We start from the raw sequence: 25,083 nt of genomic DNA on the forward strand, positions 1-25,083 counted from the left end.
GGAGAGTCCATGAGCCGTTCCACATCCGCCAGCCTGCGCAGCGCCTGGGTGGCCCAGGCGCAGTCCCATCCCCTCGTGACGGGCGGCCTGATGCTGGGCCTGCTGGCCGTGGCCTGGCTGTGCGCCAGCAGCGTCTACGAGGCCCTCACCGGGCGCAACAGCGCCCATGTCGGCCTGGCCGTGGCGGGTGGCTTCGCCGGTTTTGCCGCCACGGCGCTGGGTGCGCTGGTGGCCGGGGTGTTCGGCCGCATTTCGACGCGCACCCAGGACAGCATGTTGGGCTTTGCCGCGGGCATGATGCTGGCGGCCAGCGCCTTCTCGCTTATCCTGCCGGGGCTGGACGCGGCCGAGGCGCTGCTGGGCAGCGGCCCCATGGCCGCCGGCGTGGTGGTGCTGGGCATGGCGCTGGGGGTGCTGCTGATGCTGGGACTGGACTACTTCACGCCGCACTTGCACGAAAGCACCGGCCTGCGCGGCCCGGAGAGCGCGCGCATCAATGGCGTATGGCTGTTCGTGCTGACCATCGTGCTGCACAACCTGCCCGAGGGCATGGCCATCGGCGTGAGTCTGTCCAACGGCGATCTGGGCGTGGGGTTGCCGCTGACCTCGGCCATCGCCATCCAGGACATTCCCGAGGGCCTGGCGGTGGCGGTGGCGCTGCGCGCCATCGGCCTGACGCGCCGCCAGGCGGTGCTGATCGCGGTGGGGTCGGGGCTGATGGAGCCGCTGGGCGCCCTGGTCGGCGTCGGCATGGCCAGCGGCTATGCGCTGGCCTATCCGGCGAGCATGGGCCTGGCGGCCGGGGCCATGATTTTCGTGGTCTCGCACGAGGTCATCCCCGAAACCCACCGCAACGGCCATGAGACCTTCGCCACGGTGGGCCTGATGGCCGGTTTCGGGGTGATGATGTTCCTGGATACCGCGCTGGGCTGAGACGGCTTCAGCTGCCCCAGTGATTGTCGCGGCAGGTCTGCAGGGCGCGGTTGTACGAATCCACCATGACCTGGGTGGTCCACGGGCTCACCCCGGCCGGGTCGAAGCCGCTCTGGTTCATGGCGTAGCGGCGGCAGTCGGTCTGCCCGGCCGCGGGCGCGGCCTGGGCCACCGGCGCCAGATTGACCGAAGCCGGGTCCGCGGGGTCGGCCATCGGGGCGGATTCGTAGGCGGGCGGCGGCGGGGCATAGCTGGGCGTCTGGGTAAGCGCCGTGCTGTAGCCGGGGGAGGTATACATATATCCATCCCCGCCCGCTTGCACCGAGGGCGTGTAGCTGGGTTGGGAGTTGGCCGACAGCAGCAGGCCGGCCGTCACCAGGGCCAGCGCGCCGCCCACGATCCAGCTGTCGGTGGACGACCAGCCGCTGGAGTGGCCGTGGCCGCCCCGATAGCCGCCGTAATAGCCGCCATGGCCGCCGTAATAGCCGCCGCCCCAGCGTGGGCCGCCGGCCAGGGCGGGAGAAGCGGCGGCGGCCGTCATGGCCACCAGGGCGGCGGCGCCGGCCAGGCGCATCAAACGCGATTTCATTGCAGGACTCCAGAGCGCCGGAATGGGGCCGCGACGGCGGCTTTCCCGGTCTCGCAAACGTAATTTACTCCCTGGCGCGCGGGGCGGGTGTGACCAGACTTTAGGGGGATTTCAGCGGGTTTCAGGCCCGCCCACGGGCTTGCGGGCGGCCCACAGCACAATGGGAATGGCGCACAGCGCAAACACCGCCATCATGGCGAAGCCACCCCACGGCACCCGCGGATAGACCAGGCGCGCGGCATTGACGCTGAAGAACATCAGGATGCCGCCCGAAAGCATGGTGTAGAGGGCGATGGCCGAGGTCTGGCAATGGGCCGGCACCTGGCGCGAAATATAGGCCATGATGGCCGAGTTGTTGCCGCCCAGCGTGAAGGCCTGCAAAAGCTGGAAGGCCAGCAACACGGGCAGCTCGACAAAGGCCGCCAGCCCCAGCCAGCGCAGCGCCGTCATGGCCGCCGAGATCCAGATCAGGCGTTGCGGGCCGACCACGGGAAGAATGCGCAAGGCCAGGAAGAAGAACACCACCTCGGCGCCCACGCCCACGGTCCACAGCAGACCGATATCCGAGGTCGACAGGCCATGGTCGGTCCAGAACAGGGTCGCATAGGAATACAGGAAACCATTGCTGGCCTGGGTGAGCGAGGCCGCGAGGATGCACAGCACGACGGGGCGCTGGCGCAGTACCTGCAGCAAGGGCCAGCGCTGCCCGGAATGGGCCCGCCGGGGCGGCGCGTCGCCCACGTCCAGGGCGCGCAGGCAGGCCACGCAGGCCAGGCCCAGCGCCACGCTCATCAGGATGATGGCCAGCGGGCCGGTGGCGCGGATGACGTGGCCGCCCACCAGGGTGAGGGCGGCAAAGCCCAGCGATCCCCAGACCCGCACAGTGGTGTAGAGCGGCCGGCCGCCGCGGCTGCCGGCCAGCGCGATGCGGTCCAGCACGGGCTGCACGGCAGGCAACAGCAGATTGACCCCCAGGGTGGTCCAGAACATCCAGCCCGGCGACTGCTGCCAGGGGTAGCAGGCAAACAGCAGCGCGGTGCCGGCCAGGGGCAGGGCGATCAGCAGGCGCAGCCGGCCGGTGAGATCGGCGGCATGCGCCAGCGCGGGGGCCGAAAGAATCTTGGGCAGAAAAGCCGTGGCCACGATCAGCCCGATCGCATCCTTGTCCAGGCCCTGGCTGGCGAGCCAGAGCGGCAGAAAGGGGATGCTGATGCCTTGCAGCCCGTAGAACAGAAAATAGAAAACGCGCAGCCAGCCCAGTCTGTGGCCCACTTGAAACACTCCGCCCATGCCGCGGCAAGGCGCGCGGCCGGGCCAGAGCATACTGCAAACACCGGCCGCTGGCGCGGCGGACCCGGCGGCGCTACCATCTGGCCGCGCCTGTTCCTCTCTTCCGCCTGTCTTTCCCATGTCCCTGGCCTTGCCCGAACTCACCCTGCGTCCCGCCGTCGAAGCGGACCTGCCCTTTCTGCTGGAGCTGCGCCGCCGCACCATGGAGCCGCACCTGCGGCGCGACGGCGTGCCTTTCGACGAGGCCGCCCACCTGCAGCGCATCCGCTATCACTGGGAGGACGCGCGCATCGTCCTCGTCGACCAGGCGCCGGCGGGCCTGTTCAAAGTGCGCCACGATGAAGCGGGCTGGTATGTGATCCAGATCCAGGTGGACCCGGCCCGCCAGGGCCAGGGCCTGGGCGCCCGGCTGCTGCGCGGCGTGCTGGCCCGCGCCGATGAGGGCGGCGAGGCGGTGCGCCTATACGTGCTCAAGGGCAATCCGGCGCGGCGCCTGTACGAGCGCCTGGGCTTCGCCATCCACGAAGAGACCGATATCGAGTTCCTCATGCGCCGCCCGGGCGGGACGGCGGCCTGAGGCGCGTCAGTCCACGCGGATATCGGCGGCCTTGACGATGCGGCCGCTTGCTTCGTATTCCTGGCGCACCTGGGCGGCGAAGGCTTCGGCGCTGCCGATCTGCATGACGTTGAGCGCCTCGGTCAGCGGCTTGCTGATTTCCGGCATGCCGGAGATCTTGTTGATCAGCGTGTTCATGCGGGCGATATGCGCCGGCGAGGCCGAGCCGGGCGCGAAAAAGCCGAAGGTCGAACTCATATTGGCCGAGGGATAGCCCAGTTCGGCCAAGGTGGGCGTATCGGGACGGGCCGCCAGGCGGGTGGGCGCGCCCACGGCCAGCAGCTTGAGCTTGCCCTCGTCGATCAGGCCGTTGACCGGACCGGAGGCGTTGACCAGCGCCAGGCTGAACTGGCCGCCCAGGGCGTCGGGCACCAGCTGCGCCATGCCCTTGTACGGCACGTGCGTGATGGACACCCCGGCCTGGCGGTTGATCTGCTCCAGCATCAAATGGCCGAGCGACCCCACGCCGGCCGTGGCCAGGCTGAGCCCGCCGGGGTCCTGGCGGGCCTGGGCCAGCATATCGGCAAAGCTGGCGCCGCTGAATTTGGGGCCGGCCACCAGAAAGACGGGCGAGTACATGACCGCGGCCACCGGTTTGAGGTCCTTGAGCGGATCGTACTGGGTCTTCATCAGGTGCGGCGACAGCGTCACCGGGCTGATGGCCGAGAAGGCCAGGCTGCGTTCGGCCGGGCCCTTGGCCACCGCCGCCATGCCTATCATGCCGCCTGCGCCGCCCTTGTTCTCGACCACCACCGGCTGGCCCAGCTCCTGGCCCAGCCGCTCGGCGTAGGCGCGCGCCGTGTTGTCCACGATGCCGCCGGCGCCATAAGGCACGGTGATGGTCATCACCTGGGCGGTCTGTGCCCAGGCTTGCGTGGACAGGAAAAAGGCCAGCGCGGTGACGCCGGCCGCCGAGAAGCGTTTCATGGTTTCCCCTTGCAGTGGTTGTGTGCAGGGGGTGAATCGTACCCGACGGCGGCCTGCCTCAGGCCTGCACCAGGGTATCGAAGCCGCCCCAGGCCATGCGCTTGGGGTCGAACACGCCTTCGATGCACACATCCTGCAGGCGCGGGTCGGCCATGACGGCCGCGTTGATGCGGTCGCGTTCGCCCTTGTCGCGGAACACGATCCAGGAAAACACCACGGTTTCGTTCTCGCCGGCGTCGGCCGCGTGGCGGAAACTGCGCATGCCATGGTCGTGGTCCAGCGATTCGCCCACGCATTCGCGATAGTCCAGCGCGCCATGTTCCTTCCGGATCTCGCCGGCGCGCGAGGCCAGGGCGCGGTAGGTTTCCAGCTGGTCGCTGGGCACGGCCAGCAGATACCCGTCTACATACTCTTTCATCATGGTCTCCTTGGCGCCTGGTGCGCCGGAAATCCACTGTAGCGGCGCTGCCTGCCCGCCGGCGAAGGGGATTTGCGACATTCTGGCGGGTGGATCACGACAGCCCGGCGCGCTATGCTGCAAGCATGAAACGCATCGCCATGCTGGTGCCGGCCGGCGCCAATATCGCTTCGCTGGAGACGGCGCGCCAGGGCTTCCAGGCGGCAAACGCGCGGCTGCGCGAATGCGGGCGCGATCCGGCCTTTTCGGTGCGCCTGCTGGCGGCCGAGCCCACCATGTCGCTGGACGAGGGCCGGATCACCGTCAGGGCCGACGCCACGCTGGCCCAGCCCGGGCAGGTCGATATTTGCCTGGTGCCGCCGCTGATGGCGCCGGACGCCGCGGCGGTCAGCCGGGCGGTGGCGGCCAATACCGCGCTCATCCAATGGCTGTGCTCGCATTACCGCGACGGCGGCGAGCTGGCCAATCTCTGCCTGGGCGCGGCGCTGCCGGCCGCCGGCGGGCTGCTCGACGGGCGGCGCGCGGTGGTGCACTGGGTCGTGCGCAACCAATATGCCGCGCTGTTTCCCAAGGTGTCGTGGATCTGCGACCGCGTGGTCCTGGCCGAGCGGGGCCTATATACCAGCGGCGGGGCCTTCTCGGCCGCGCACCTGGTGCTGCACCTGGTCGAAAAACATGCCGGGCGCGATATCGCCATCTGGTGCGCCAAGCTTTTCCAGCTGGATTGGGACCGCCAGAGCCAGCTGCCCTTCCTGGTGTTCGCTGGCCAGAAAACCCATGGCGACGCGGTGGTGCTGGCGGTGCAGGAACACATCGAGACGCATTTTTCCGAGCGGCTGGGCATCGAGGGCCTGGCCCTGCGCCATGCCGTGGGCCGCCGCACGCTGGAGCGGCGTTTCCGCCAGGCCACGGGCAACAGCGTGGTGGAATACCAGCAGAGGGTCAGGGTGGAAGCGGCCAAGCAGCAGCTTGAACATACGCGCAAGACCGTGGCCGAAGTGATGTACGAAGTGGGCTACAGCGATACCAAGGCCTTCCGCGATATTTTCAGCAAGCACTGCGGCATGTCGCCCCTGAGCTACCGCGAACGCTACAGCTGACCTCCGGGCGCGCCGCCGCCACGCGAAAAAAAAAGGAGGCGCGATGCGTCCGGGAAGTACCGGCGCGGGTCGGCGCCGCAACGCGGCGCCCAGCCTTGGGCGGCGGGTACCGGCGAGAACCCGCCGCCAGGCCAGGCGCGTGCTGCCTGGGCAATGTCTACGATTTCATGCGCGGGGTCGCGCGTCCGGCGAGGTTTTCCGACCAATCCTAGCGTGCAGGGTCATCAGCGCGCACGGCCGTCGTAGTGCTTGATCTCGATGGCATCCAGGTCGATGTCTTCCAGGCAGCGGATATTGACGGCGGCCATTTCTTTGCCCGAGGGGTCCTGGGCCCAGGCGAAGGGATGGATGCCGCAGCGCGGGCAGAACTGGTGCGCGATCCGATGGCTATTGAAGGTGTAGCGTGACAGGGGCGCGTCGGGCGTCTCCAGGCGCAGTGCGTCGCGCGGCATGAACCACAGCAGCGAGCCCTTGCGCTGGCAGATGGAACAATTACAGGCCAGCGCGGGTCCGAACTCGCCTTCGAAGGCGAAGCGCACATCGCCGCAATGGCAGCTGCCGTGGTAATTCATGAGGGATCTCCCAAGGGGGTGGAGGCATGGCGGCCGCGGCGCAAGAACACGGCGGCGGCCAGCGCGGCCAGGCCGGCGGTGGCCGCGCCAACGGCGAAGGACAGGGCGTAGCCCGAGGTCAGGGCGGCCAGCGGCGCGGCGCCGTCGGCCAATTGGCGGGTGCTGTGGCCGCCGGCCAGGCTGGCCAGCACCGCCAGGCCCAGCGCGCCGCCCATCATGAAGGCCGTGTTGACCACGCCCGAGGCCAGCCCGGCGTCGGCCGGATCGACATCGCTCATGGCCGCCAGCAGGATGGGATTGAGCGCGATGCCGGCGCCCACGCCCAGGGCCACCATGCCGGGCAGCACGTCCAGCATGAAACTGCCCTCGACCGGCGCGCGCGCGAACCAGGCCAGGCCCAGGGCGGCCAGGGCCAGGCCGGCGGCCAGGGGCGGGCGGATCCCGAAGCGCATGACCAGCCGCGCCGAGCCGCCCAGCGAAAAGGCGGCCATGATGAGATTGGCCGGCAGGAAGGCCAGGCCCACCTGCATCGGCGTATAGCCGAGCACGGCCTGCATATACAAGGCCGAGAGAAAGAACCAGGCGAACATGGAGGCGGCCCAGAGCACGCCCACCCCGTTGGCGGTGGCGACGTTGCGCAGCGTGAACAGCGACAGCGGCATGAGCGGCGAGCTGGCGCGCGCCTCGATGCGCAGGAAAGCCACCATCAGCGCGGCCGCCAGCAGGAGCAGGGTGAGGGACTGTGCCGATATCCAGCCGGCCTCGTTGGCATTGACCACGGCGTAGACGGCCAGCATGAGCGACAGCGTGACCGTGACGGCGCCGGCCACGTCCAGCGCGCCCGAGGGCCGGTGTCCGCCGCCCGCCGGCAGCAGCCACAGGCAAAGGAGAAAGACGATCAGTCCCAGCGGCAGGTTGACCAGGAAAATCCAGTGCCAGCTCAGCGTGCTGGTGAGCAGGCCGCCCAACAGCACGCCCAGGCTGCCGCCGCCGGCGCAGACAAAGCCGTAGACGCCCATGGCGCGGGCGCGGTCGGATGCCTCGGTGAACAAGGTCATGATGAGCGACAGCGAGACAGCCGACACCACGGCGCCGCCCAGCCCCTGGGCGGCGCGCGCGGCCACCAGGGTGGCCTGGCCGTGGGCCAGCCCGCAGGCGGCCGAGGCCAGCGTGAACAGGGTCAGCCCGGCCAGGAACATGCGCCGGTGGCCCAGCAGGTCGCCCAGCCGTCCGCCCAATAGCAGAAAGCCGCCGAAGGTCAGCATATAGGCGTTGACCACCCAGACCAGGCTGGATTCATTGAAGCCCAGGTCCGCCTTGATCGAGGGCAGGGCGACGTTGACGATGGTGGTGTCCAGCACGATCATGAGCACGCCCAGGCACAAGACCATGAGCGCCCACCAGCGCTGGCGCCCGGTGAGGGAATGAGGCATGGAGGTCAGCCAAGGAGGGCGTTGCCGCCCGGCAGGGTTCAGGTCTTGGTCGCGCCGTTGATCAGCCAGGAGGTGCCGAACTGGTCGATCACCATGCCGAAGGACTCGGCCCAGAAGGTGGGCTGCATGTCCATGATCACCTTGCCGTTTTCCGAAAGCAGGCGGAATACGCGCTGCGCATCGGAGACGGTGGGATAGGTCAGGGCCAGCGACACGCCTTTCTTGCCCTCGTAGGGCTGGCAGCTGCCGGCGTCCGAGGCCATGATGGCCTGCCCGTCCAGCGTCAGGCGCGCATGCATGATGCGTTCGCTGTCCTTGGGGTCGTGGGGCATGTCGGGCGGCGCGTCGGCAAAGCGGAGCATGGCTTCGAGCTTGCCGCCCAGGACGTGTTCATAGAAGCGCATGGCCTGGGCGCAATCGCCGTCGAAGGTCAGGTAAGCGGAAATGTCGGGCATGGTCGTCTCCTGGAGGGATGCCGCCTGGCATGTTAGTCCTAAAAACTAACCAAATCATCTTTTTTTTGCATTCCCGTTTTTTGCCCAGGCCGCGCGACGATGATAAGCCGGGCCCGGCGGCAAGGATGTTTCACTGTGTCGCCAGCCGTGCCCGGGCGGCGATCTCATGCCAAGATAGCCATATGGCCCGCATCCCCCTGTTTCCCCTGACCAACGCCTTGTTCCCCGATGGGATCCTGCGCCTGCGCGTGTTCGAGATCCGCTACCTGGACATGATCAAGCGCTGCCTGGCCGAAGGGCGGCCCTTTGGCGTGGTGATCCTGCTGGCGGGACAGGAGGTCCGCACGCCCGACGGCATGGAGGTGCTGGCGCCGGTGGGCACCCTGGCCCACATCGAACAGTGGCAGCAGCCCATGGCCGCCCTCTACGAGTTGCGCTGCCGGGGTGGCGAGCGCTTCCAGCTGGCGGGCTGCGAACGCGGCCGCTATGGCCTGTGGACGGGACAGGCGCAGGCCATCGCCGCCGATCCGGTCGAGCCGGTGCCCGAGGCGCTGCGCGATGCCGTGGGCGCCCTGGGCCGCCTGATCGCCGGCCTGCAGCGGCAGGGCCACGACCCGGCCGACATGCCGGTGGCGCCGCCCTACCGCCTGGACGAGGCCGGCTGGGTGGCCGACCGCTGGTGCGAACTGCTGCCGCTGGCGCCGGCCGACAAGGCCAGGCTGCTGGCGCTGCGCGACCCCGTGGCGCGGCTGCGCGAGGTGGCCGCCGACCTGGCCGCGCGCGGACTGCTATAGGGCGGGCGCGCAAGCGGTTATGCTTCGCGCCATGGATATCGAGATCAACGAAGAACTGCGGGCCTATATCGACCCGCTTACGCCGGATGAGTACAGCGCGCTGGAGCGCAGCATCCTGGCCGAAGGCTGCCGCGATGCGCTGGTGCTCTGGGGCAATGTGCTGGTCGACGGGCACAACCGCTACGAAATCTGCCGCAAGCACGGCATCGAATTCCGCACGCTGCAAAACGAACGCTTCCAGTCCATGGACGACGTGCGCCTATGGATGATAGACAACCATCTGGGGCGGCGCAGTGTGTCGGATTACCAGCGCGGCGTGCTGGCGCTGCGCAAAAAACAGATCCTGCAGGCGCGCGAGCCGGCCGTCCAGGACGAGGCCGCGCCGGCCGCGCCCGTGGTGCCCAGCCGCCAGGACCTCGCGCGCGAAGCCCGCGTGAGCAGCAATACCCTGGCGCAGATCGAGCGCATCGAGCAGCGCGCCGTGCCGGAGCTGGTCCGGGCGGTGCGAGCGGGGGAGATTTCGATCAATGCGGCGGCGGCCGTGGCCAGCCTGCCCGAGTCGCGCCAGCAGCAGGCCGCCCAGGGCGGCAAGCAGAACCTGCGCGAGGTGGCGCGCCAGGCCCGCATGGAGCTGCAGGCGGCCCGCTACGAGGCCAGGCTGCGCAAAGAGGCCGACGCCGAACCCGAGGCGGCGGGAGGCGCCGCGCCGCCCTGGGAAAGCCCGGCGATCGAGGACTACCCGGCCGAGGTGGCGCGCCTGAACGGCATCATCCAGCGCCTGACCGAAGAGCGCGACGCGCTGAAGAAAAAAGTCATGCACCTGACGGTGGCGCTGGCCGAGGCGCGCCGCCCGCCGGACTGAGCGCTCAGCCGCAGCGGATCGCGCTGATCCTGCCCTGGCCGTCGATGATGATGTTCACGCGGGCCGGGTTGTACTCCAGCGTCATGACCTGGCCGGGCTTGAGCACGCGCACCGAGTCCGAGCCGCTGCGGCTGCGCACATCGGCGCCGACGGAATCGCTGAAGGCCTGGCCGACCAGGTTCTGCGCGGGCTGGGCATCGCAGCTCTTGCCGCCGGGCAGCATGGAGCCGCTGGCGCTGGCCGGCGCGGATGGCGCCGAGGCGGAGGGCGCGGCGCTCTTGTTGGCGGCGCAGCCGGCCAGGCCGGCCAGGCTGGCGGCGAAGAGGAAGGTCAGCAGTTTCCGGTTCATGAATACTCCTGGGAAGGGAAAGCGGACGGAGCATCCATGATAGTGGAGTGCGCGCCGGCCCGCAGCCGGCCTAGCGGCGCGCGCGGCGCTCCCGCACGGCGCGGGCCAGGTCGGCCAGCACCGGCTCGGTCTGCGTCCAGCCCAGGCAGGCGTCGGTGATGGACACTCCATGGGCCAGCGGCACGCCGGGCTTGAGGTCCTGGCGTCCGGGCTGCAGATTGCTTTCTATCATCAGGCCGGTGATGCGCGTCTCGCCGCCGGCGACCCGCTGGGCGATGTCGCGCGCCACGTCCACCTGGCGCTCATGCGATTTGTTGGAATTGGCGTGCGAGCAGTCGATCATGACCTGTTCGCGCAGGCCCGCCTTGCGCAGCACCTCGCAGCAGGCCTGCACGCTGGCCGTATCGTAGTTGGGGCCGTTCTTGCCGCCGCGCAGGATGACATGGGTGTCGGTATTGCCGCGCGTCTCGAAAATCGCGGCCACGCCCATCTTGGTCATGCCCATGAAGGCGTGGCTGGCGCTGGCGGCCACCATGGCGTCGGCGGCGATCTGCACGCCGCCGTCGGTGCCGTTCTTGAAGCCCAGCGGGCAGCTCAGGCCGGAGGCCAGCTGGCGGTGGCTGGGGCTTTCGGTGGTGCGCGCCCCGATGGCGCCCCAGGCGATCAGGTCGGCGATGAATTGCGGGCTGAGCAGATCCAGGAACTCGGTCGCGATGGGCAGGCCCAGGCCGGAGATTTCCAGCAGCAGCGCGCGGGCGCGCCGCAGGCCTTCATTGATGCGGAAGCTGCCGTCCAGGCGCGGGTCATTGATGAAGCCCTTCCAGCCGACAGTGGTGCGCGGCTTCTCGAAGTAGACGCGCATGACGATGAGCAGATCGTCCTTGAGGGCATCGGCGGCGGCCTTGAGCTGGCGCGCGTATGTCATGGCCTGGCCGTGGTCATGGATGGAACAGGGGCCCACCACCACGATGAGGCGGTCGTCGCGGCCATGCAGCACGTCGGCGATCTCGGCGCGGCGGGATTCGACCAGGTCCTGGACGGCGGCCGGGGTGGGCAGCTCGTCCAGCAGCAGGGCCGGGGAAATCAGCGGGCGCACCGCGCCGATGCGGGTGCCATCGATACGGGTCGTATCTTGGGTGGAGTCGGCCTGGCCGGCTTCCCGGTCATGCAGAGCGTCGTCAATGCGGGTCAAAGCGGTTCTCCGTGCGCGAGAGGCGTTGGGCAGTCCGCCATTATCGCACTTTGGCCGTCCGCCTCAGGGCTGGCGCGCCACCAGGGCCCAGAGGCCGGCGCCGGCCAGCAGCGAGCCGCCGGCCAGGTTGAAGCGCTTCTGGGCCGCCGGCGAGGTCAGCGCGCGCCGGGCCTGGCCGGCGAAGACCGCGTACATCGTGGCGTTGAGCGCGGCCAGCGCGACGAAGGTCAGGCCCAGCACCAGGTATTGCGGCAGCAGGGCCCGCGCCGGCTGGATGAATTGGGGCAGGAAGGCCACGAAGAAGATGATGCCCTTGGGATTGAGGGCGGTGACCAGATAGGTGTTGGCGAACAGCCGCCAGCGCGAGGCCGCGCCGGCCTGGGGCGTGTCCAGGCGCGCGGCCACGCCGGCGCGCAGCAGCTTGACGGCCAGGAACAGCAGGTAGAGCCCGCCCAGCGTCTTGACCACGGTGAACCAGAAGGCCGAGGCCGCCAGCAAGGCGCCCAGGCCCAGCAGCGACAGCAGCAAGGCGGTGCTGTCGCCCAGCGCCACGGCGGCCACCAGGGGCAGGCGGGCGCGGCGTCCGTGCGACAGGGAGTAGCTGATGACGGTCAGCAGCGTCGGGCCGGGGATGATGAGCAGGACGGTGGAGGCGGCGACGAAGGCAAGCCAGGCGGCGAGGGTCATGGGGAGTGTTTCCTGGTTTCAGCGGCGGGCTTCGAGCGCCATGCGCAGCGCCAGCGCGCCCAGCACGGAACCCATCAGGATGCGCTGCGCGGCCATCCAGCGCGGACGCTGCATCAGGAAGACGGCGATGCTGCCGGCCATGACCGTGATCAGCGCGTTGACCGTGATGCTGATGCCGACCTGTGTGAACCCCAGCACCAGCGACTGCGCCAGCACGTGGCCGCGCTCGGGATCGATGAATTGCGGCAACAGCGACAGGTAGAGCACGGCGATCTTGGGGTTGAGCAGGCTGGTGAGCAAGCCCATGGAGAACAGGCGCCGCGGCGAACTGGGCGGCAGGGCCCGGACTTCGAAGGGAGAGCGGCCGCCCGGGCGCAGCGCCTGCCAGGCCAGATAGGCCAGGTAGACGGCGCCGCCGAAGCACAGGGCTTCGTAGGCATAGGGCACCGCCATCAGCAAGGCGGTGATGCCCAGGGCCGCGCAAAGCACGAAGAACACCAGCCCCAGGGCCACGCCGCACAGGGACACCAGGCCGGCGCGCACGCCTTGCGACAGCGAGCGGGAGACCAGGTAGACCATATTGGGGCCGGGTGTGAGGACCATGCCCAGGCAGACGAGGGCAAAACCGAGGAGGTGGGTAAGATCGGGCATGAGGGCCGCCAGGCAAGGTGTTACGCGAGATTACATCAAGCCCGGCCATGGCCGCTACCATAGAGCCAACTGACGGGAGCGCGCATGACTTCTATCCGTGCCGGCATCGGCGGCTGGACCTATCCCCCCTGGCGTGACGGCGTGTTCTATCCGCCCGGCCTGCCGCATGCCCGCGAACTGCACCACGCCTCGCGCCAGCTCAGCGCCATCGAGGTCAACGGCACCTTCTACGGCAGCCAGAAGCCGGCCACGTTCGCAGCCTGGGCGGCCGAGGTGCCCGAGGGCTTCAAGCTGGCGCTCAAGGCGCCGCGCTATGCGACCCATCGCCGCGCGCTGCGCCAGGGCGCCGACTCGGTCAGGCGCTTCCTCGAAAGCGGCATCGACCGCCTGGGCGACAAGCTGGGACCCTTGCTGTGGCAATTGCCCGATACCAAGGTCTTCGACCATGACGATGTGCAGGCCTTCCTGCGCCTGCTGCCGGCGCGGCTGGAAGGCCGGCGCCTGCGCCATGTCCTGGATGTGCGCCACCCCAGCTTCGATTGCGACGACTATCTGCGCCTGGCGCGCGCGCATGGCGTGGCGACCGTGCTGACCGATAGCCCCAGGTTCGTGTCCATCACCGACAGCACCTGCGCCGACCTGGTCTATGTGCGCCTGATGGCCGCCGACGCCGGGATTGCCCATGGCTACGCGCCGGCCGTGCTCGATGCCTGGGCGCGCTGCGCGCGGCAATGGGCGGCGGGGCACAGCCCCGCCCTGCCGCGGCGATTGCCCGACATCGGCGTCGGGACGCCGCGCGATGTCTATGTCTTTTTCATCAATGGGCACAAGCCGCTGGCGCCGGCGGCGGCCATGGATTTCCTGCGCCGCATCGGAGCGCCCGCGTGAGCCTGGAAGTCGAACTGGCCGACATCACCACCCTGTCGGTCGACGCCATCGTCAACGCGGCCAACAGCAGCTTGCTGGGCGGGGGCGGAGTGGACGGCGCCATCCACCGGGCGGCCGGTCCGGGCCTGCTGCGGGCCTGCCGCGCGCTGGGCGGCTGCCCCACGGGCGAGGCCAGGATCACGCCGGGCTTTGCGCTGCCGGCGCGCTTCGTGATCCATGCGGTCGGGCCGGTATGGCGCGGCGGCGGCCACGGCGAGGCGGCCTTGCTGGCCGCCTGCTACCGGCGCTCGATCGAGCTGGCCGCCGCGCAGTCGCTGCACAGCATCGCCTTTCCGTGTATCAGCACCGGCGTCTACGGCTACCCGCTGGAGCGGGCCGCGCCGGTCGCCCTGGAGGCAGTCCGCCAGGCCCTGCGCGGCGCGCCCGGCATCGGGCGCGTCATCTTCTGCTGTTACTCGGCGGGCGACGCGGCGGTCTACGAGGCCTTGCTCGCCCGCGATTGAGCGCGCCTCAGTCGGCCACCGGCGTGCGCATGGTGACGAACTCTTCGGCCGCCGTGGGATGGATGCCGATGGTTTCGTCGAACACGCGCTTGGTGGCGCCGGCCTTCAAGGCCACGGCCAGCCCCTGGATGATCTCGCCGGCCTCCGGGCCCACCATGTGGCAGCCCAGCACGCGGTCCGTATCGGCGTCGACCACCAGCTTCATCAGCGTGCGCTCCTGGGAATCGGTGAGCGTCAGCTTCATGGGACGGAAGCGGCTCTCGAAGCGCTTGACGCGGTGGCCGCGCTTGAGGGCTTCTTCGGTGGTCAGGCCGACGGTGCCGATATTGGGCAGGCTGAAGACCGCGGTCGGGATCAGGTCATAGTCGACCGGACGGTATTCCTCGGGGCGGAACAGCCGGCGGGCGATGGCCATGCCCTCGGCCAGCGCCACGGGCGTAAGCGGCACGCGGCCGATCACATCGCCCAGGGCGAGGATGGACGGTTCGGCTGTCTGGAACAGCTCGTCGACCGCGACATAGCCTTGGTCGTTGAGTTTGACGGCGGTGTTCTCCAGCCCCAGGTTGTCCAGCATGGCGCGGCGGCCGGTGGCATAGAAGACGCAGTCGGTCTCCAGCACCGAGCCGTCGAGCAAGGTGGCGGCCAGCGTGCCGTCGGGCAGCTTGTCGATGCGCGCGATGTCGGTGTTAAAGCGCAGCGTCATGCCTTTTTTCTGCAGTTCGTCGCGCAGGTGCTCGCGCACGCTCTGGTCAAAGCCGCGCAGGAAGAGATCGCGCCGGTAGGCCAGCGTGGTGTCGGCGCCCAGGCCGTTGAAGATGGAGGCGAATTCGACCGCGATATAGCCGCCGCCCACCACCAGCACGCGGCGCGGCAACTGCTTCAGGAAGAAGGCTTCGTTGGAGGTGATGGCATGTTCCTTGCCGGGGATGTCCGGCACGAAGGGCCAGCCGCCGGTGGCGATCAGCAGGCGTTCGGCCGTATGGCGCTTGCCGTTGATCTCGACCGTATGCGGGTCCACGATGCGGGCATGGCCCTCGTGCAGCGTCACGCCGCTGTTGACCAGCAGATTGCGGTAGATGCCGTTCAGGCGCTCGATTTCGCGATTCTTGTTCTGGATCAGCGTGTGCCAGTCAAAGCCGGGATGGCCGGGCGTCCAGCCAAAGCCGGCGGACTGCTCGAAGTCTTCGCTGAAGTGGGCGCCGTAGACCAGCAGCTTCTTGGGCACGCATCCCACATTGACACAGGTGCCGCCCAGGTAGCGGCTCTCCGCCACCGCCACGCGGGCGCCGAAGCCCGCCGCGAAACGGGCCGCGCGCACACCGCCCGAGCCCGCGCCGATGACATACAGGTCAAAATCGAAAGCCATGAGTATCCTTGTTGCAAGGCCGGCTGCGCCGGCGACCATCGCTATTAAACCGCGTTCCGGGTTTTCTCCAAACCCGGCCCCGGCAGCCAAATCGGATATAACCATGCAAAGTGGACGGCTGAGGTGTCATGCAAGCAGAGACGGGTTTTTTCAGCAGCGCCGGCGCGGCGGTGGGCCAGGGCATCAAATGGGTGTCCGACGCCCTGCATTGGCTTTTCGGCGGCTTTTTCGGCGCCCTGGGTGATTTTTTCAGCGGGATGGCGGCCTCGCTGGGCATGAGCCCGAACGTGATGAACTTCGCGCTGCTGTTGATCGGCCTGATGATGTTGTGGGCCGGCATCAAGGCTTTTGCGCGGGGCTCCATCCTGAGCGGTATTTTCTGGCTGGTGCTCACCGCGCTCTTGCTGGGCGCCTTGATCGGCTAGGCCGGCACCGCCTGCCTGGCCTGGCGGGTGAGTTGCGCCAGGCGCCGCGTCAGCGGATCGAAAAGCTCCGCCGCCGTATTGCCGTAGCCCAGCACCAGGCCGTTTTCAGGCGCGGCCAGCGCAAAGCTGGACAGCGGCTGGGGCTGCATGCCGTGGGCCGGGGCGTTCACGGCAATGCGCCGGTCGTCATAGTCGGCGGGCAGGCGCAGCGTCAGGTGCAGGCCGCACTGGCCGCCCTCGACCGTATGCTCGACGTCCAGGTTGCGCGCCAGGGCGGCGCGCAGCGCCTGCTGGCGTTCGCGGTACAGCCGCCGCATGCGTCCCAGATGGCGGCTGAACTCCCCGTTTTCGATGAAGTCGGCCAGCGCCAGCTGCTCGTGGCGGTGTCCGCCGCGCAGCAGTTCGGCCACCGCCACGCGGGTGGCGTCGACCAGGCGTTCGGGCAGCACCACGAAGCCGATGCGCAGCGACGGGAACATGGTCTTGCTGAAGCTGCCGATATAGAGCACCGGCGCCTGCGGGGCCATGCCCTGCATGGCGGCGATGGGTTCGCCATGATGGCGGAATTCGCTGTCGTAATCGTCTTCGATGATCCACGATTGATGCCGGCGCGCCTGGGCGATCAGGTCAAGGCGCCGCGCCGCCGGCATGACGCCGCCTGTGGGGTATTGGTGCGAGGGCGTCACATAGATGAGGCGCGGCGGCCCTTCGGCCCAGTCCCGCGCCTGCAGCCGCAGGCCGTCGGTGTCCACGGGCTTGGGACGCACGTCCAGGTCGCCGGCGAAGAAGGCGGTCTTGGCGCCCCGGTAGCCGGGGTCCTCGACCCAGGCGATGTCGCCCGGGTCGGCCAGCAGGCGCACGCACAGCGCCAGCGCCTCCTGCGTGCCCTCGGTGATGACGACCTGCCCGGGCAGGCAGTGCACGCCGCGCGCCACGCCCAGATAGCGGGCGATGCTGGCGCGCAGTTCCGGCTCGCCCGCCGGCTCGCCATAGGACAGGGTGTCCGCGCCGCCGCGCCGCATGGCGCGGTCCAGGGCCCGGCGCCAGGCCGCGGCCGGAAAGTGCGATAGCGCCGGCTGGCCCGGGCGCAGCGCCAGATAGGCGCCCGTGCCGCGCGGCGTGCGCACCAGCCGCGTCAGGCGTCGCGCCACGCGGGCCGGTTCCTGCAGGGCCGGCTCGGGCTGGGCTTTGCGCTGCCGGGTGAGCGGGGCCACCCGCGTGCCCTGGCGGTCAGCCAGCACATAGCCTTCGGCGGCCAGGTGCTCATAGGCGATGGAAACGGTGTTGCGCGAAATCGACAGCGCCTCGGCCAGGCTGCGCGAGGCCGGCAGCCGGGTGCCCGGCGCCAGACGGCCTTCGAGGATGGCCGTCTTCAGGCGCTGCAGCAATTGGCGCTGCAGCGGGATGCCGCCCGGCGACAGGGGTGCGTCCAGCAGGACGAGGCGGGTAGGGTCTTCCATGGCGCGACGTGGCACTAGAAAAATACTTTGTTATGGTGCTTTCTATGATGCCACGGATTCTTCTAGAGTCAGACATCCTTGCCAACCTTGCCGCGCGGAGATCCTCATGGCTTTGCTGAACCCCTATGACCAGCCCATCGGCGAACCCCTTCCGGGCTGGACGCCACGGCCACGGCCGCCGCGCACGCCCCTCGAGGGCCGCTATTGCCGCCTGGAGCCGCTGGACGCCCAGCGCCACGCGGAAGACCTGTTCGCCGCCTACCGCGCCGCGCCCGACGGGCGCGACTGGACCTATCTCGGGGTGGGGCCTTTCGAGACGGCGCAGGGCTATCGCGAGTATTGCGAGCGCGCCGCCGCCAGCGAGGATCCGCTGCACTTCGCCGTCATCGCGCGCGCCAGCGGCCGGGCCGTGGGCACCCTGGCCCTCATGCGCATCGATCCGCCCAATGGGGTGGCCGAGGTCGGCCACGTGACCTTCTCGCCCCTGCTCAAGCGCACGCCGGTGTCCACCGAGGCGCAGTTTCTGCTGATGCGGCGGGTCTTCGACGAGTTGGGCTATCGGCGCTATGAATGGAAATGCGACAGCCTGAACGCGCCTTCGCGCCAGGCCGCCTTGCGGCTGGGCTTCCAGTTCGAGGGGATCTTCCGCCAGGCCGTGGTCTACAAGGGCCGTTCGCGCGACACGGCCTGGTTTTCCATCATCGACGGCGAATGGCCGGCGCGGCGGGCGGCGTTCGAGCAATGGCTGGCGCCGGAGAACTTCGATGCCCAGGGCCGCCAGCGCGCCCGCCTGCAGGCCTTGCGCGGCGAGGGCTGAGCCGGGCTCAGCCGGCCTGGCGGCGCGTCCACCAGGCTTGCAGCATGCCGGCGGCGCTCACCAGGGTGATGCCCGCCAGCACCAGCAGGGCGCCCGCGGCGAAATGACCGTCGAGCGGCTCGTCCAGCAGGGCCACGCCCAGGCCCACGCCGAACAGCGGCGTCAGGAAGGACAGCACCGACAGGCGCGTGGCCAGGTAGCGTCGCAGCAGCCAGAACCAGACCAGATAGCTGAACAGCGCCACCGCCACGCACTGGAACAGCAGGCTGTAGAGGGCCGGGGCCGTCCAGGCGGGCGGGGCGCCGCCCATCAGCGCGTGCAGCAGCGGCAGCGCCACGGCGGCACAGGCCATCTGGTAGAACAGGGTCTTGGCGGCCGGGGCCTCCGACAGCCGGCTGGCGCGGATGCCCACGGTGGTCAGGCCCCAGGCCGCGCCCGCCAGCAGCCCCAGGAAATCGCCCAGCAGCATATTGGGCGCGGCGTCGGTGGGCGCGGGCTTGCCCAGGAAGGCCGCCGCGATGCCCGCGAAAGCCAGGGCCACGCCCGCCCACTGCAGGGGCTTGAGCCGTTCGCCGGGCACGCGCGCGTGCAGGCCCAGGGCGGCGAAGATGGGCGCGGTATAGAGAAACACCGCCATGTGCGAGGCCGTGGTGTAGTGCAGCCCCAGGGCCACGAACACGAACTCCAGGGCGAACAGCAGGCCCACGCCCAGGCCGGCCCGGGCGCTGCCGTCGCGCCAGAAGCGCGGGCCTTCGGCACGCAGCAGCACCAGGCCCAGCACCACGGCGGCAAAGGCCGAACGCAGGCCGATCTGCAATAGCGGCGCGACGTCCTGGGCCACCAGCTTGATGGCGATCTGCTGGAAGGCCCAGCACAGGCACAGCACCAGCATGGTGCCGGTGGCGAAGCCGTCCAGCGGCTGGCGGGCTGGCGTCATGGCAATTCGGCCGGGTGGTTGTCCAGGGCCTGGGCGATCTGCTGGCGCAGGTCCCAGTCGGCCAACTGGGCGCTGATGGGGCCGTAGTAGGCGCCGTCGCGCACCACATGGATGGCCGGCAGGTGAAAGACCTCATAGCGTTCGACCAGCCCGCCGTTGCGTCCGGCGTCGATCCAGAAAATGCGTTCGGCCGGCAGTTCGAACGCCGGCAGGCGCTGGCGCGCGATGCGGCAATTCGGGCAGGTCAGGCTATGGAAGACCACCAGCGAGAGGCCGGGGGCGTCGAGCAGGCTGCGGTCGGCGGTGCTGTCGTCGATATCGATCTGGTCCATGATTTCAGGGCAGTTTGTCCAGTTCGAGCAGGGTCTGGTAGAGCACGCGCGTGCCGTCGAGCAGCTGCGCGGGCGTGATCCATTCTTCGGGGCAGTGGCTGCGGCCGTCCAGGCAGGGAATGAAGATCATGCCCATGGGGCCGGTGGGCGCCATGTACATGGCATCGTGGCCCGCCCCGCTGGGCAGCGTCAGGGTGGCGTAGCCCAGGGCCTGGGCGGCGCTGCGCACCGCGTCCATCACCAGGGGCGTGCAATCGGTGGGTTCGGCGCGCGACAGCGGCTCGGCCTGTATCGTCAGGCGCAGCGCCGCGAGGTCGGCCGCCACGCTTTGCAGCACGGCCGGGGTGAAGGCATCGAGCACCTCGTGGCTGTCGCTGCGCACCTCAAGTGTCATGTCGACCCGGCCGGGCACGGCGTTGGCCGCGTTGGGCGTGAGCGTCAGGTGCCCCACGGTGGCCACGACATAGTGCGGCTTGCCGGCCAGTCCGCTGGCGCGGCGATGGGCCGCGTCGATGACGCGCGCCGCGCCCACCAGGGCGTCACGGCGGATGTCCATGGGCGTGGTGCCGGCATGGTCGGGCCGGCCCTGCACCACGATGCGCGAGCGCCGGATGCCGACGATATTGCTGACCACGCCGATGGGCAGGCCGCGCGTTTCCAGCACCGGCCCCTGTTCGATATGCAGTTCGACGAAGGCGGCCGTCTCGCCCGGGCCGCGCAAGGCGCGGCCCAGCGCGGCCGGATCGCCGCCGGCGCGGGCGATGCCTTGCGCCAGGGTTTCGCCCTCGGGGTTGCGGGCGGCCAGCATGTCCGGCGTGAGATGGCCGCTGATGGCGCGGCTGCCGACACAGGAAATGCCGTAGTCGCTGGGCTCTTCGGACAGGAAATCAATGACCTCGAAGGGGTGGGCCAGCGTCAGGCCGTGATCTTTCAGCGTATGGGCCACCTCGATGCCCGCCAGCACGCCGATGATGCCGTCGAAGCGGCCGCCCTCGGGCACGGTGTCGCAATGCGAGCCGGTGACCAGGGGTTTTTTCGAGGCATCGCGGCCGGCCATCCGGCCGACCAGGTTGCCGCCGGCGTCGATGCGGCAGGCCAGGCCCGCGGCCTCGAATTCGCCGCGCAGCCAGGCGCGCGCCTGGTCGAACAGCGGGCTGAAGGCGCGGCGGGTCCAGGGCTGGCCGGGCAGCGTCATGCGCGAGAGGGTTTCGACACGCGCCCACAGGCGCTCGGCGTTCAGGGGAGGGAAAACAGGGATGCTCATATGCGGAAAAAAGAGAGGGCCCGAAGGCTGGCCGATTATGTCATAGCCGACGCGGGCGCCCGACGCCGCCATGCCGCCCGGCGGGCGGACGTGGAATCGGCCGAAAATCGCGGGATTTCCTGGGGTAAACCCGTAGTATCCAGGGGTAAATGGCGGTGAAGTCGCTTGGTCGGCCCGCATTCTCCCAAGTATGATGGCCGCATTGCCCGGGGACCTGGTCCGCCGGGCCACGTTTTTTTCGCGGCGCCCGCAACGGCGCCGCGCAGCATCCTTAGCCATCTCCAGGAGATTTACCGTATGACGCAAACCGCCGAGGTCAAACTGCCGCCGCTGAATGTCCCGTCCTATGTCAAGCACGCCCGCTTGATCGACTGGGTACAGAGCGTGGTCGCCTTGACGCAACCCGAGCGCGTGGTTTGGTGCGACGGCTCGCAAGAGGAATACGACCGCCTGTGCGAGCAGATGGTGCAGGCCGGTACCATGCGCCGCCTGAACGCCGAGAAGCGCCCCAATTCCTATCTTGCCTGGTCCGATCCCTCCGACGTCGCCCGTGTCGAAGACCGCACCTTCATCTGCTCCGAACGCGAGGAAGACGCCGGCCCGACCAATAACTGGGCCGCGCCCGCCGAGATGCGCGCCACGCTGCAAGGCCTGTTCGAAGGCGCCATGCGCGGCCGCACCCTGTACGTGGTGCCGTTCTCCATGGGCCCGCTGGGCTCGCCCATCGCCCATATCGGCGTCGAGCTTTCCGACAGCCCCTATGTGGCCGTGAACATGCGCATCATGACCCGCATGGGCCGCGCGGTGTGGGATGTGCTGGGCGCCGACGGCGAGTTCGTGCCCTGCGTGCACAGCGTGGGCAAGCCGCTGGCCGCCGGCGAGGCCGACGTGGCCTGGCCCTGCAATCCGGTCAAGTACATCGTCCACTATCCCGAGACCCGCGAGATCTGGAGCTTCGGCTCGGGCTACGGCGGCAATGCGCTGCTGGGCAAGAAGTGCTTCGCGCTGCGCATCGCCTCGACCATGGGCCGCGACGAAGGCTGGCTGGCCGAGCACATGCTGATTCTGGGCGTGACCTCGCCCAAGGGCCGCAAATATCATGTGGCCGCCGCCTTCCCCTCGGCCTGCGGCAAGACCAACTTCGCCATGCTGATCCCGCCGGCGGGCATGGATGGCTGGAAAGTCACCACCATCGGCGACGACATCGCCTGGATCAAGCCGGGCGCCGACGGCCGCCTGCGCGCCATCAACCCCGAAGCCGGCTATTTCGGCGTGGCCCCGGGCACTAGCGAGAAGACCAACTTCAATGCCATGGCCACGCTCAAGGCCAATGTCATCTTCACCAACGTGGCGCTGACCGATGACGGCGACGTGTGGTGGGAAGGCATGACCGACACGCCGCCGGCGCATCTGATCGACTGGCAGGGCCAGGACTGGACGCCCGAGATCGCGCGCGAGACCGGCCGCAAGGCGGCCCATCCGAATGCGCGTTTCACTGCCCCGGCCTCGCAGTGCCCGTCCATCGATCCGGAATGGGAAAACCCGCAGGGCGTGGCGATCGACGCCTTCATCTTCGGCGGCCGCCGCTCGACCACGGTGCCCCTGGTGACCGAGGCGCGCGACTGGGTCGAAGGCGTCTACATGGCCGCCACCATGGGCTCGGAGACCACGGCCGCGGCCGCGGGCAAGCAGGGCGTGGTGCGCCGCGATCCCTTCGCCATGCTGCCGTTCTGCGGCTACAACATGGCCGACTACTTCAACCACTGGCTCACCGTGGGCCAACGGCTGTCCGATGCCGGCGCCAAGCTGCCGCGCATCTATTGCGTGAACTGGTTCCGCAAGGGCCCGGACGGCAAGTTCGTCTGGCCGGGCTTTGGCGAGAATATGCGCGTGCTGAAGTGGATGCTGGGCCGCCTGGACGGCGAGGCCGGCGGCCAGGAGCAGGTCTTCGGCATTTCGCCGGCCTATGGCGATATCGACTGGACCGGCCTGGAATTCACGCCCGACCAGTTCCAGCAGGTGATTTCGGTGGATGCGCCGGCCTGGCGCGAAGAGCTGGGCCTGCATGGCGAGCTCTTCGAGCAGCTGGCCCGCGGCCTGCCGCCGGCGCTGTCGCATACCAAGTCGGAGATCGAGCGCCGCCTGGCGGCCTGAGCCCGGCTGGCCGGATGCGGGGCAGGGCGGCATAATGCCGTCCATGTCCCGCGTCACCGTTTTCCTGCCATGAGCGTTTCGTCCTTGCCGCCCAAGGGCGGCTATCTCTGTCTGCGTGGCGTGGCGCCCGCCGGTTTCGTTCCGGTCGACCTGGACCTGGCGCGCGGCGAGTGCCTCTCCATCATGGGCGCCTCGGGCGCCGGCAAATCCCTTTTCCTGCGCCAGGTCGCCGACCTGGACCCCGGGCAGGGCGACATCTGGCTCGATGGCGTGGCGCGCGCCAGCATGCCGGGGCCGGCCTGGCGCCGGCTCGTGCGTTATTGCCAGGCCGAGGCCGGTTGGTGGGACGACGCCGTGGCGCCGCATTTCGCGCCCGGGCCGGGCATGGATGCCGCGGCCCTGGAAGGCCTGTTCGAGGCGCTGGGCCTGCGCCAGGACATCCTGCAGGCGCAGATCAACGAACTGTCCACCGGCGAGCGGCAGCGCCTGGGCCTGGCGCGCGCCTTGCGCGACCGGCCGCCCGTCATCCTGCTCGACGAGCCCACGGCTTCGCTGGACGAGGCCGCCACCGAGCGCGTCGAGGACCTGATCCGGCGCTCGCTGGCCGGCGGCATGACGGCCCTGATGGTCACGCACAATCCCGCCCAGGCGCAGCGGCTGGCGAGCCGGCACTACCTGGTGCGCAACCACCGGCTGGAGCCGCAATGAACAGCCTGACCCAGCCCGCCGTGCAGGGCGTGCTCACGCTACAGGCCAGCGACCTGGTCATCGCCGCATCGCTGGTGGCCTTGAGCGCCCTGATTTCGCTGGGCCTGCGGCTGCGCATGGAGCGCAGCATCCTGTGGGCGGCCGCGCGCACCGTGGTGCAGCTGCTGCTGGTCGGCCACATCCTGCGCGTGGTCTTCGCCAACGCCGCGCCATGGCTCACCACGATCGTGGTATTGATCATGATGGGGCTGGCCGCGCGCGAAGTCGCGGCCCGGCCCGCCGAACGCCTGAGCGCGGCGGGCAATCTACGCATCGGCGCGCTGGCCGTGGTCAGCACCACGGCGGTCACCGCGCTGTTCATCCTCAGCACCGCGCTGCGGCCCGATCCCTGGTACGACCCGCGTTATCTGATTTCGCTGGTCGGCATCGTGCTGGGCAGCGTGCTCAATGCCGGCAGCCTGGCGCTGGACAATATGCTGGTCGGCGTGCGCCGCGAACGCGCCGCCATCGAGGCCCGCATCGCGCTGGGCGCCACGCCGCGGCAGGCCTTCGCAGTGCTCATGCGCGAATCCGTGCGGCGCGGCCTGGTGCCGTCGATCAACCAGATGGCGGCGGCCGGCATCATCACGCTGCCCGGCATCATGACGGGCCAGATCATCGCCGGCATGGATCCCGTCGAGGCCGTGAAGTACCAGATCCTCATTCTCTTCCTGCTGTGCGGCGCCAGCGGCCTGGCGGCCATCGGCGTGTCCTGGGCGGCGCTGCGCCGCCTGAGCGACGGACGCGGGCGCCTGCGCCTGGACCGCCTGCATGCGCGCTGAGGCCGCCGTGCCGCCGCTGCGGGGCTTTGCGCCGGCGGCCCGCGCCGATGCGCGCATCCTCATCCTGGGCACCATGCCGGGCGCGGTCTCACTGGCGCGCGGCGAGTATTACGCCCACGCGCGCAATGCCTTCTGGCGCATCGCCCAAGCCTTGTTCGGCGTGAACGCCGAAGCCCCCTACGAAGACCGCCTGCGGGCCTTGCAGGAGGCGGGCGTGGCCTTGTGGGACGTGCTGGCCGCCTGCGAGCGGCCCGGCAGCCTGGATTCGGCCATTGTCGCGGCCAGCGCCGTGCCCAATGACTTCGCCGGCTTTCTGGCCCGCCATCCCCGGCTCGAAGTCATCGGCTTGAACGGCGCCAAGGCGGCCCAGCTCTACCGCCGCCACGTCACGCCCATGCTGGCCGGCCGCGACGGCGGCCTGCGCGTGGTGGCGCTGCCCTCGACCAGCCCCGCCCACGCCGCGCTAGGCTTCGAGGGCAAGCAGCAAGCCTGGCGGAGGTTGTTGGGGTAGACCTGGCGGCTGTCAGGCGCCTTGGGGGG

The 25,083-nt window shown here is 69.5% G+C and carries 28 protein-coding genes and 1 pseudogene; 13 read left to right on the forward strand and 16 right to left on the reverse strand.

The genetic code is table 11. The features are described 5' to 3' along the window. Positions 1-9: 9 nt before the first annotated feature. Complete coding sequence (locus tag AXA74_RS05750) at positions 10-933, forward strand: ZIP family metal transporter (protein ID WP_032955711.1); 924 nt, start codon at positions 10-12, stop codon at positions 931-933. A gap of 7 nt (positions 934-940) precedes the next feature. On the opposite strand, the gene AXA74_RS05755 is transcribed toward AXA74_RS05750, so the two are convergent. Continuing rightward, a complete protein-coding gene (locus tag AXA74_RS05755; RefSeq protein WP_029580657.1) occupies positions 941-1,522 on the reverse strand; it encodes a hypothetical protein in 582 nt (193 codons plus the stop codon). 111 nt (positions 1,523-1,633) lie between these two features. Further along, positions 1,634-2,794: an MFS transporter gene (locus tag AXA74_RS05760; protein WP_032955735.1), complete on the reverse strand. Its 1,161-nt coding sequence runs from the start codon at positions 2,792-2,794 to the stop codon at positions 1,634-1,636. A gap of 136 nt (positions 2,795-2,930) precedes the next feature. On the opposite strand from AXA74_RS05760, the gene AXA74_RS05765 reads away from it, so the two are divergent. Beyond that, a complete protein-coding gene (locus AXA74_RS05765; protein ID WP_032955709.1) occupies positions 2,931-3,389 on the forward strand; it encodes a GNAT family N-acetyltransferase in 459 nt (152 codons plus the stop codon). 6 nt (positions 3,390-3,395) lie between these two features. On the opposite strand, the gene AXA74_RS05770 is transcribed toward AXA74_RS05765, so the two are convergent. Together AXA74_RS05770 and AXA74_RS05775 are read right to left on the reverse strand one after the other, a co-directional pair. Next, a complete protein-coding gene (locus AXA74_RS05770) occupies positions 3,396-4,355 on the reverse strand; it encodes a Bug family tripartite tricarboxylate transporter substrate binding protein (protein ID WP_029580660.1) in 960 nt (319 codons plus the stop codon). Between the two features lie 58 nt (positions 4,356-4,413). Next, on the reverse strand, positions 4,414-4,773 hold the full coding sequence (locus AXA74_RS05775) for a DUF1428 domain-containing protein (protein WP_032979648.1): 360 nt from the start codon (positions 4,771-4,773) through the stop codon (positions 4,414-4,416). A 125-nt stretch (positions 4,774-4,898) separates the two neighbouring features. Here AXA74_RS05775 and AXA74_RS05780 point away from each other — a divergent pair, with 125 nt between their 5' ends. Further along, complete coding sequence (locus AXA74_RS05780) at positions 4,899-5,873, forward strand: GlxA family transcriptional regulator (protein ID WP_172899592.1); 975 nt, start codon at positions 4,899-4,901, stop codon at positions 5,871-5,873. A 224-nt stretch (positions 5,874-6,097) separates the two neighbouring features. On the opposite strand, the gene AXA74_RS05785 is transcribed toward AXA74_RS05780, so the two are convergent. The 3 genes from AXA74_RS05785 to AXA74_RS05795 are packed head-to-tail and all read right to left on the reverse strand — an operon-like array spanning position 6,098 to position 8,333. Beyond that, on the reverse strand, positions 6,098-6,445 hold the full coding sequence (locus AXA74_RS05785; protein WP_029580663.1) for a GFA family protein: 348 nt from the start codon (positions 6,443-6,445) through the stop codon (positions 6,098-6,100). Then, positions 6,442-7,878 (reverse strand): MFS transporter, encoded by a 1,437-nt coding sequence (locus AXA74_RS05790; protein ID WP_048940064.1) that lies wholly within the window; start codon positions 7,876-7,878, stop codon positions 6,442-6,444. Before AXA74_RS05790 ends, AXA74_RS05785 begins: the two co-directional genes overlap by 4 nt. A gap of 38 nt (positions 7,879-7,916) precedes the next feature. Further along, complete coding sequence (locus tag AXA74_RS05795; RefSeq protein WP_029580665.1) at positions 7,917-8,333, reverse strand: VOC family protein; 417 nt, start codon at positions 8,331-8,333, stop codon at positions 7,917-7,919. A 182-nt stretch (positions 8,334-8,515) separates the two neighbouring features. Here AXA74_RS05795 and AXA74_RS05800 point away from each other — a divergent pair, with 182 nt between their 5' ends. After that, positions 8,516-9,127, forward strand: a complete 612-nt coding sequence (locus AXA74_RS05800; RefSeq protein ID WP_029580666.1) for an LON peptidase substrate-binding domain-containing protein — start codon at positions 8,516-8,518, stop codon at positions 9,125-9,127. A 19-nt stretch (positions 9,128-9,146) separates the two neighbouring features. Continuing rightward, the gene (locus AXA74_RS05805) at positions 9,147-9,989 is read left to right on the forward strand and encodes a ParB N-terminal domain-containing protein (RefSeq protein WP_029580667.1); all 843 of its coding nucleotides are present in this window, start codon (positions 9,147-9,149) and stop codon (positions 9,987-9,989) included. A gap of 4 nt (positions 9,990-9,993) precedes the next feature. On the opposite strand, the gene AXA74_RS05810 is transcribed toward AXA74_RS05805, so the two are convergent. The 4 genes from AXA74_RS05810 to AXA74_RS05825 all read right to left on the reverse strand — a co-directional run bounded on the left by AXA74_RS05810 (position 9,994) and on the right by AXA74_RS05825 (position 12,868). After that, the gene (locus tag AXA74_RS05810) at positions 9,994-10,338 is read right to left on the reverse strand and encodes an I78 family peptidase inhibitor (RefSeq protein ID WP_029580668.1); all 345 of its coding nucleotides are present in this window, start codon (positions 10,336-10,338) and stop codon (positions 9,994-9,996) included. Between the two features lie 70 nt (positions 10,339-10,408). Then, positions 10,409-11,530 (reverse strand): 3-deoxy-7-phosphoheptulonate synthase, encoded by a 1,122-nt coding sequence (locus AXA74_RS05815; protein ID WP_029580669.1) that lies wholly within the window; start codon positions 11,528-11,530, stop codon positions 10,409-10,411. Between the two features lie 63 nt (positions 11,531-11,593). Beyond that, positions 11,594-12,217 carry a LysE family translocator gene (locus tag AXA74_RS05820; RefSeq protein WP_029580670.1) on the reverse strand — a complete coding sequence of 208 codons (624 nt, stop codon included), beginning with the start codon at positions 12,215-12,217 and terminating at the stop codon, positions 11,594-11,596. Between the two features lie 18 nt (positions 12,218-12,235). After that, positions 12,236-12,868, reverse strand: coding sequence for a LysE family translocator (locus tag AXA74_RS05825; RefSeq protein ID WP_032955704.1), 633 nt, complete (start codon positions 12,866-12,868; stop codon positions 12,236-12,238). An 84-nt stretch (positions 12,869-12,952) separates the two neighbouring features. On the opposite strand from AXA74_RS05825, the gene AXA74_RS24625 reads away from it, so the two are divergent. After that, a complete protein-coding gene (locus tag AXA74_RS24625; RefSeq protein WP_029580672.1) occupies positions 12,953-13,756 on the forward strand; it encodes a DUF72 domain-containing protein in 804 nt (267 codons plus the stop codon). After that, the gene (locus AXA74_RS05835) at positions 13,753-14,259 is read left to right on the forward strand and encodes an O-acetyl-ADP-ribose deacetylase (protein WP_029580673.1); all 507 of its coding nucleotides are present in this window, start codon (positions 13,753-13,755) and stop codon (positions 14,257-14,259) included. The genes AXA74_RS24625 and AXA74_RS05835 overlap by 4 nt, the downstream gene beginning before the upstream one ends. Positions 14,260-14,266: 7 nt before the next feature. On the opposite strand, the gene gorA is transcribed toward AXA74_RS05835, so the two are convergent. Beyond that, a complete protein-coding gene (gene gorA / locus AXA74_RS05840) occupies positions 14,267-15,625 on the reverse strand; it encodes a glutathione-disulfide reductase (protein ID WP_029580674.1) in 1,359 nt (452 codons plus the stop codon). A gap of 128 nt (positions 15,626-15,753) precedes the next feature. On the opposite strand from gorA, the gene AXA74_RS05845 reads away from it, so the two are divergent. Continuing rightward, positions 15,754-16,050: a hypothetical protein gene (locus AXA74_RS05845; RefSeq protein WP_029580675.1), complete on the forward strand. Its 297-nt coding sequence runs from the start codon at positions 15,754-15,756 to the stop codon at positions 16,048-16,050. Here AXA74_RS05845 and pdxR read toward each other — a convergent pair. Next, a complete protein-coding gene (pdxR, locus tag AXA74_RS05850) occupies positions 16,047-17,510 on the reverse strand; it encodes a MocR-like pyridoxine biosynthesis transcription factor PdxR (RefSeq protein WP_029580676.1) in 1,464 nt (487 codons plus the stop codon). The two genes, AXA74_RS05845 and pdxR, sit on opposite strands and share 4 nt — an antisense overlap. Before the next feature lie 106 nt (positions 17,511-17,616). On the opposite strand from pdxR, the pseudogene AXA74_RS05855 reads away from it, so the two are divergent. Next, positions 17,617-18,315 (forward strand): annotated as a pseudogene (locus AXA74_RS05855) (GNAT family N-acetyltransferase); the annotation flags it as partial. A 19-nt stretch (positions 18,316-18,334) separates the two neighbouring features. Here AXA74_RS05855 and AXA74_RS05860 read toward each other — a convergent pair. Genes AXA74_RS05860 through AXA74_RS05870 form a run of 3 tightly spaced genes read right to left on the reverse strand, consistent with a single transcriptional unit; the run spans position 18,335 to position 20,860 of the window. Beyond that, positions 18,335-19,264, reverse strand: coding sequence for a DMT family transporter (locus tag AXA74_RS05860; protein WP_032955701.1), 930 nt, complete (start codon positions 19,262-19,264; stop codon positions 18,335-18,337). Then, complete coding sequence (locus AXA74_RS05865) at positions 19,261-19,596, reverse strand: thioredoxin family protein (protein ID WP_029580679.1); 336 nt, start codon at positions 19,594-19,596, stop codon at positions 19,261-19,263. Before AXA74_RS05865 ends, AXA74_RS05860 begins: the two co-directional genes overlap by 4 nt. A gap of 4 nt (positions 19,597-19,600) precedes the next feature. Continuing rightward, entirely contained in the window at positions 19,601-20,860 is a 1,260-nt protein-coding gene (locus tag AXA74_RS05870) for a Zn-dependent hydrolase (RefSeq protein WP_029580680.1), read from the reverse strand. 297 nt (positions 20,861-21,157) lie between these two features. Here AXA74_RS05870 and AXA74_RS05875 point away from each other — a divergent pair, with 297 nt between their 5' ends. From AXA74_RS05875 to AXA74_RS05890, 4 genes are all read left to right on the forward strand, one after another. Continuing rightward, positions 21,158-23,014: a phosphoenolpyruvate carboxykinase (GTP) gene (locus AXA74_RS05875; protein WP_029580681.1), complete on the forward strand. Its 1,857-nt coding sequence runs from the start codon at positions 21,158-21,160 to the stop codon at positions 23,012-23,014. A gap of 69 nt (positions 23,015-23,083) precedes the next feature. Continuing rightward, complete coding sequence (locus tag AXA74_RS05880; RefSeq protein WP_029580682.1) at positions 23,084-23,722, forward strand: ABC transporter ATP-binding protein; 639 nt, start codon at positions 23,084-23,086, stop codon at positions 23,720-23,722. Further along, positions 23,719-24,543 (forward strand): ABC transporter permease, encoded by an 825-nt coding sequence (locus AXA74_RS05885; RefSeq protein ID WP_048940066.1) that lies wholly within the window; start codon positions 23,719-23,721, stop codon positions 24,541-24,543. Before AXA74_RS05880 ends, AXA74_RS05885 begins: the two co-directional genes overlap by 4 nt. Beyond that, positions 24,533-25,054, forward strand: coding sequence for a DNA-deoxyinosine glycosylase (locus AXA74_RS05890; protein WP_032979646.1), 522 nt, complete (start codon positions 24,533-24,535; stop codon positions 25,052-25,054). Before AXA74_RS05885 ends, AXA74_RS05890 begins: the two co-directional genes overlap by 11 nt. Positions 25,055-25,083: the final 29 nt, after the last annotated feature.

It is taken from the genome of Bordetella hinzii LMG 13501, assembly GCF_001548475.1.
In the GTDB taxonomy this organism is placed as follows: Bacteria; Pseudomonadota; Gammaproteobacteria; order Burkholderiales; family Burkholderiaceae_B; genus Bordetella; species Bordetella hinzii.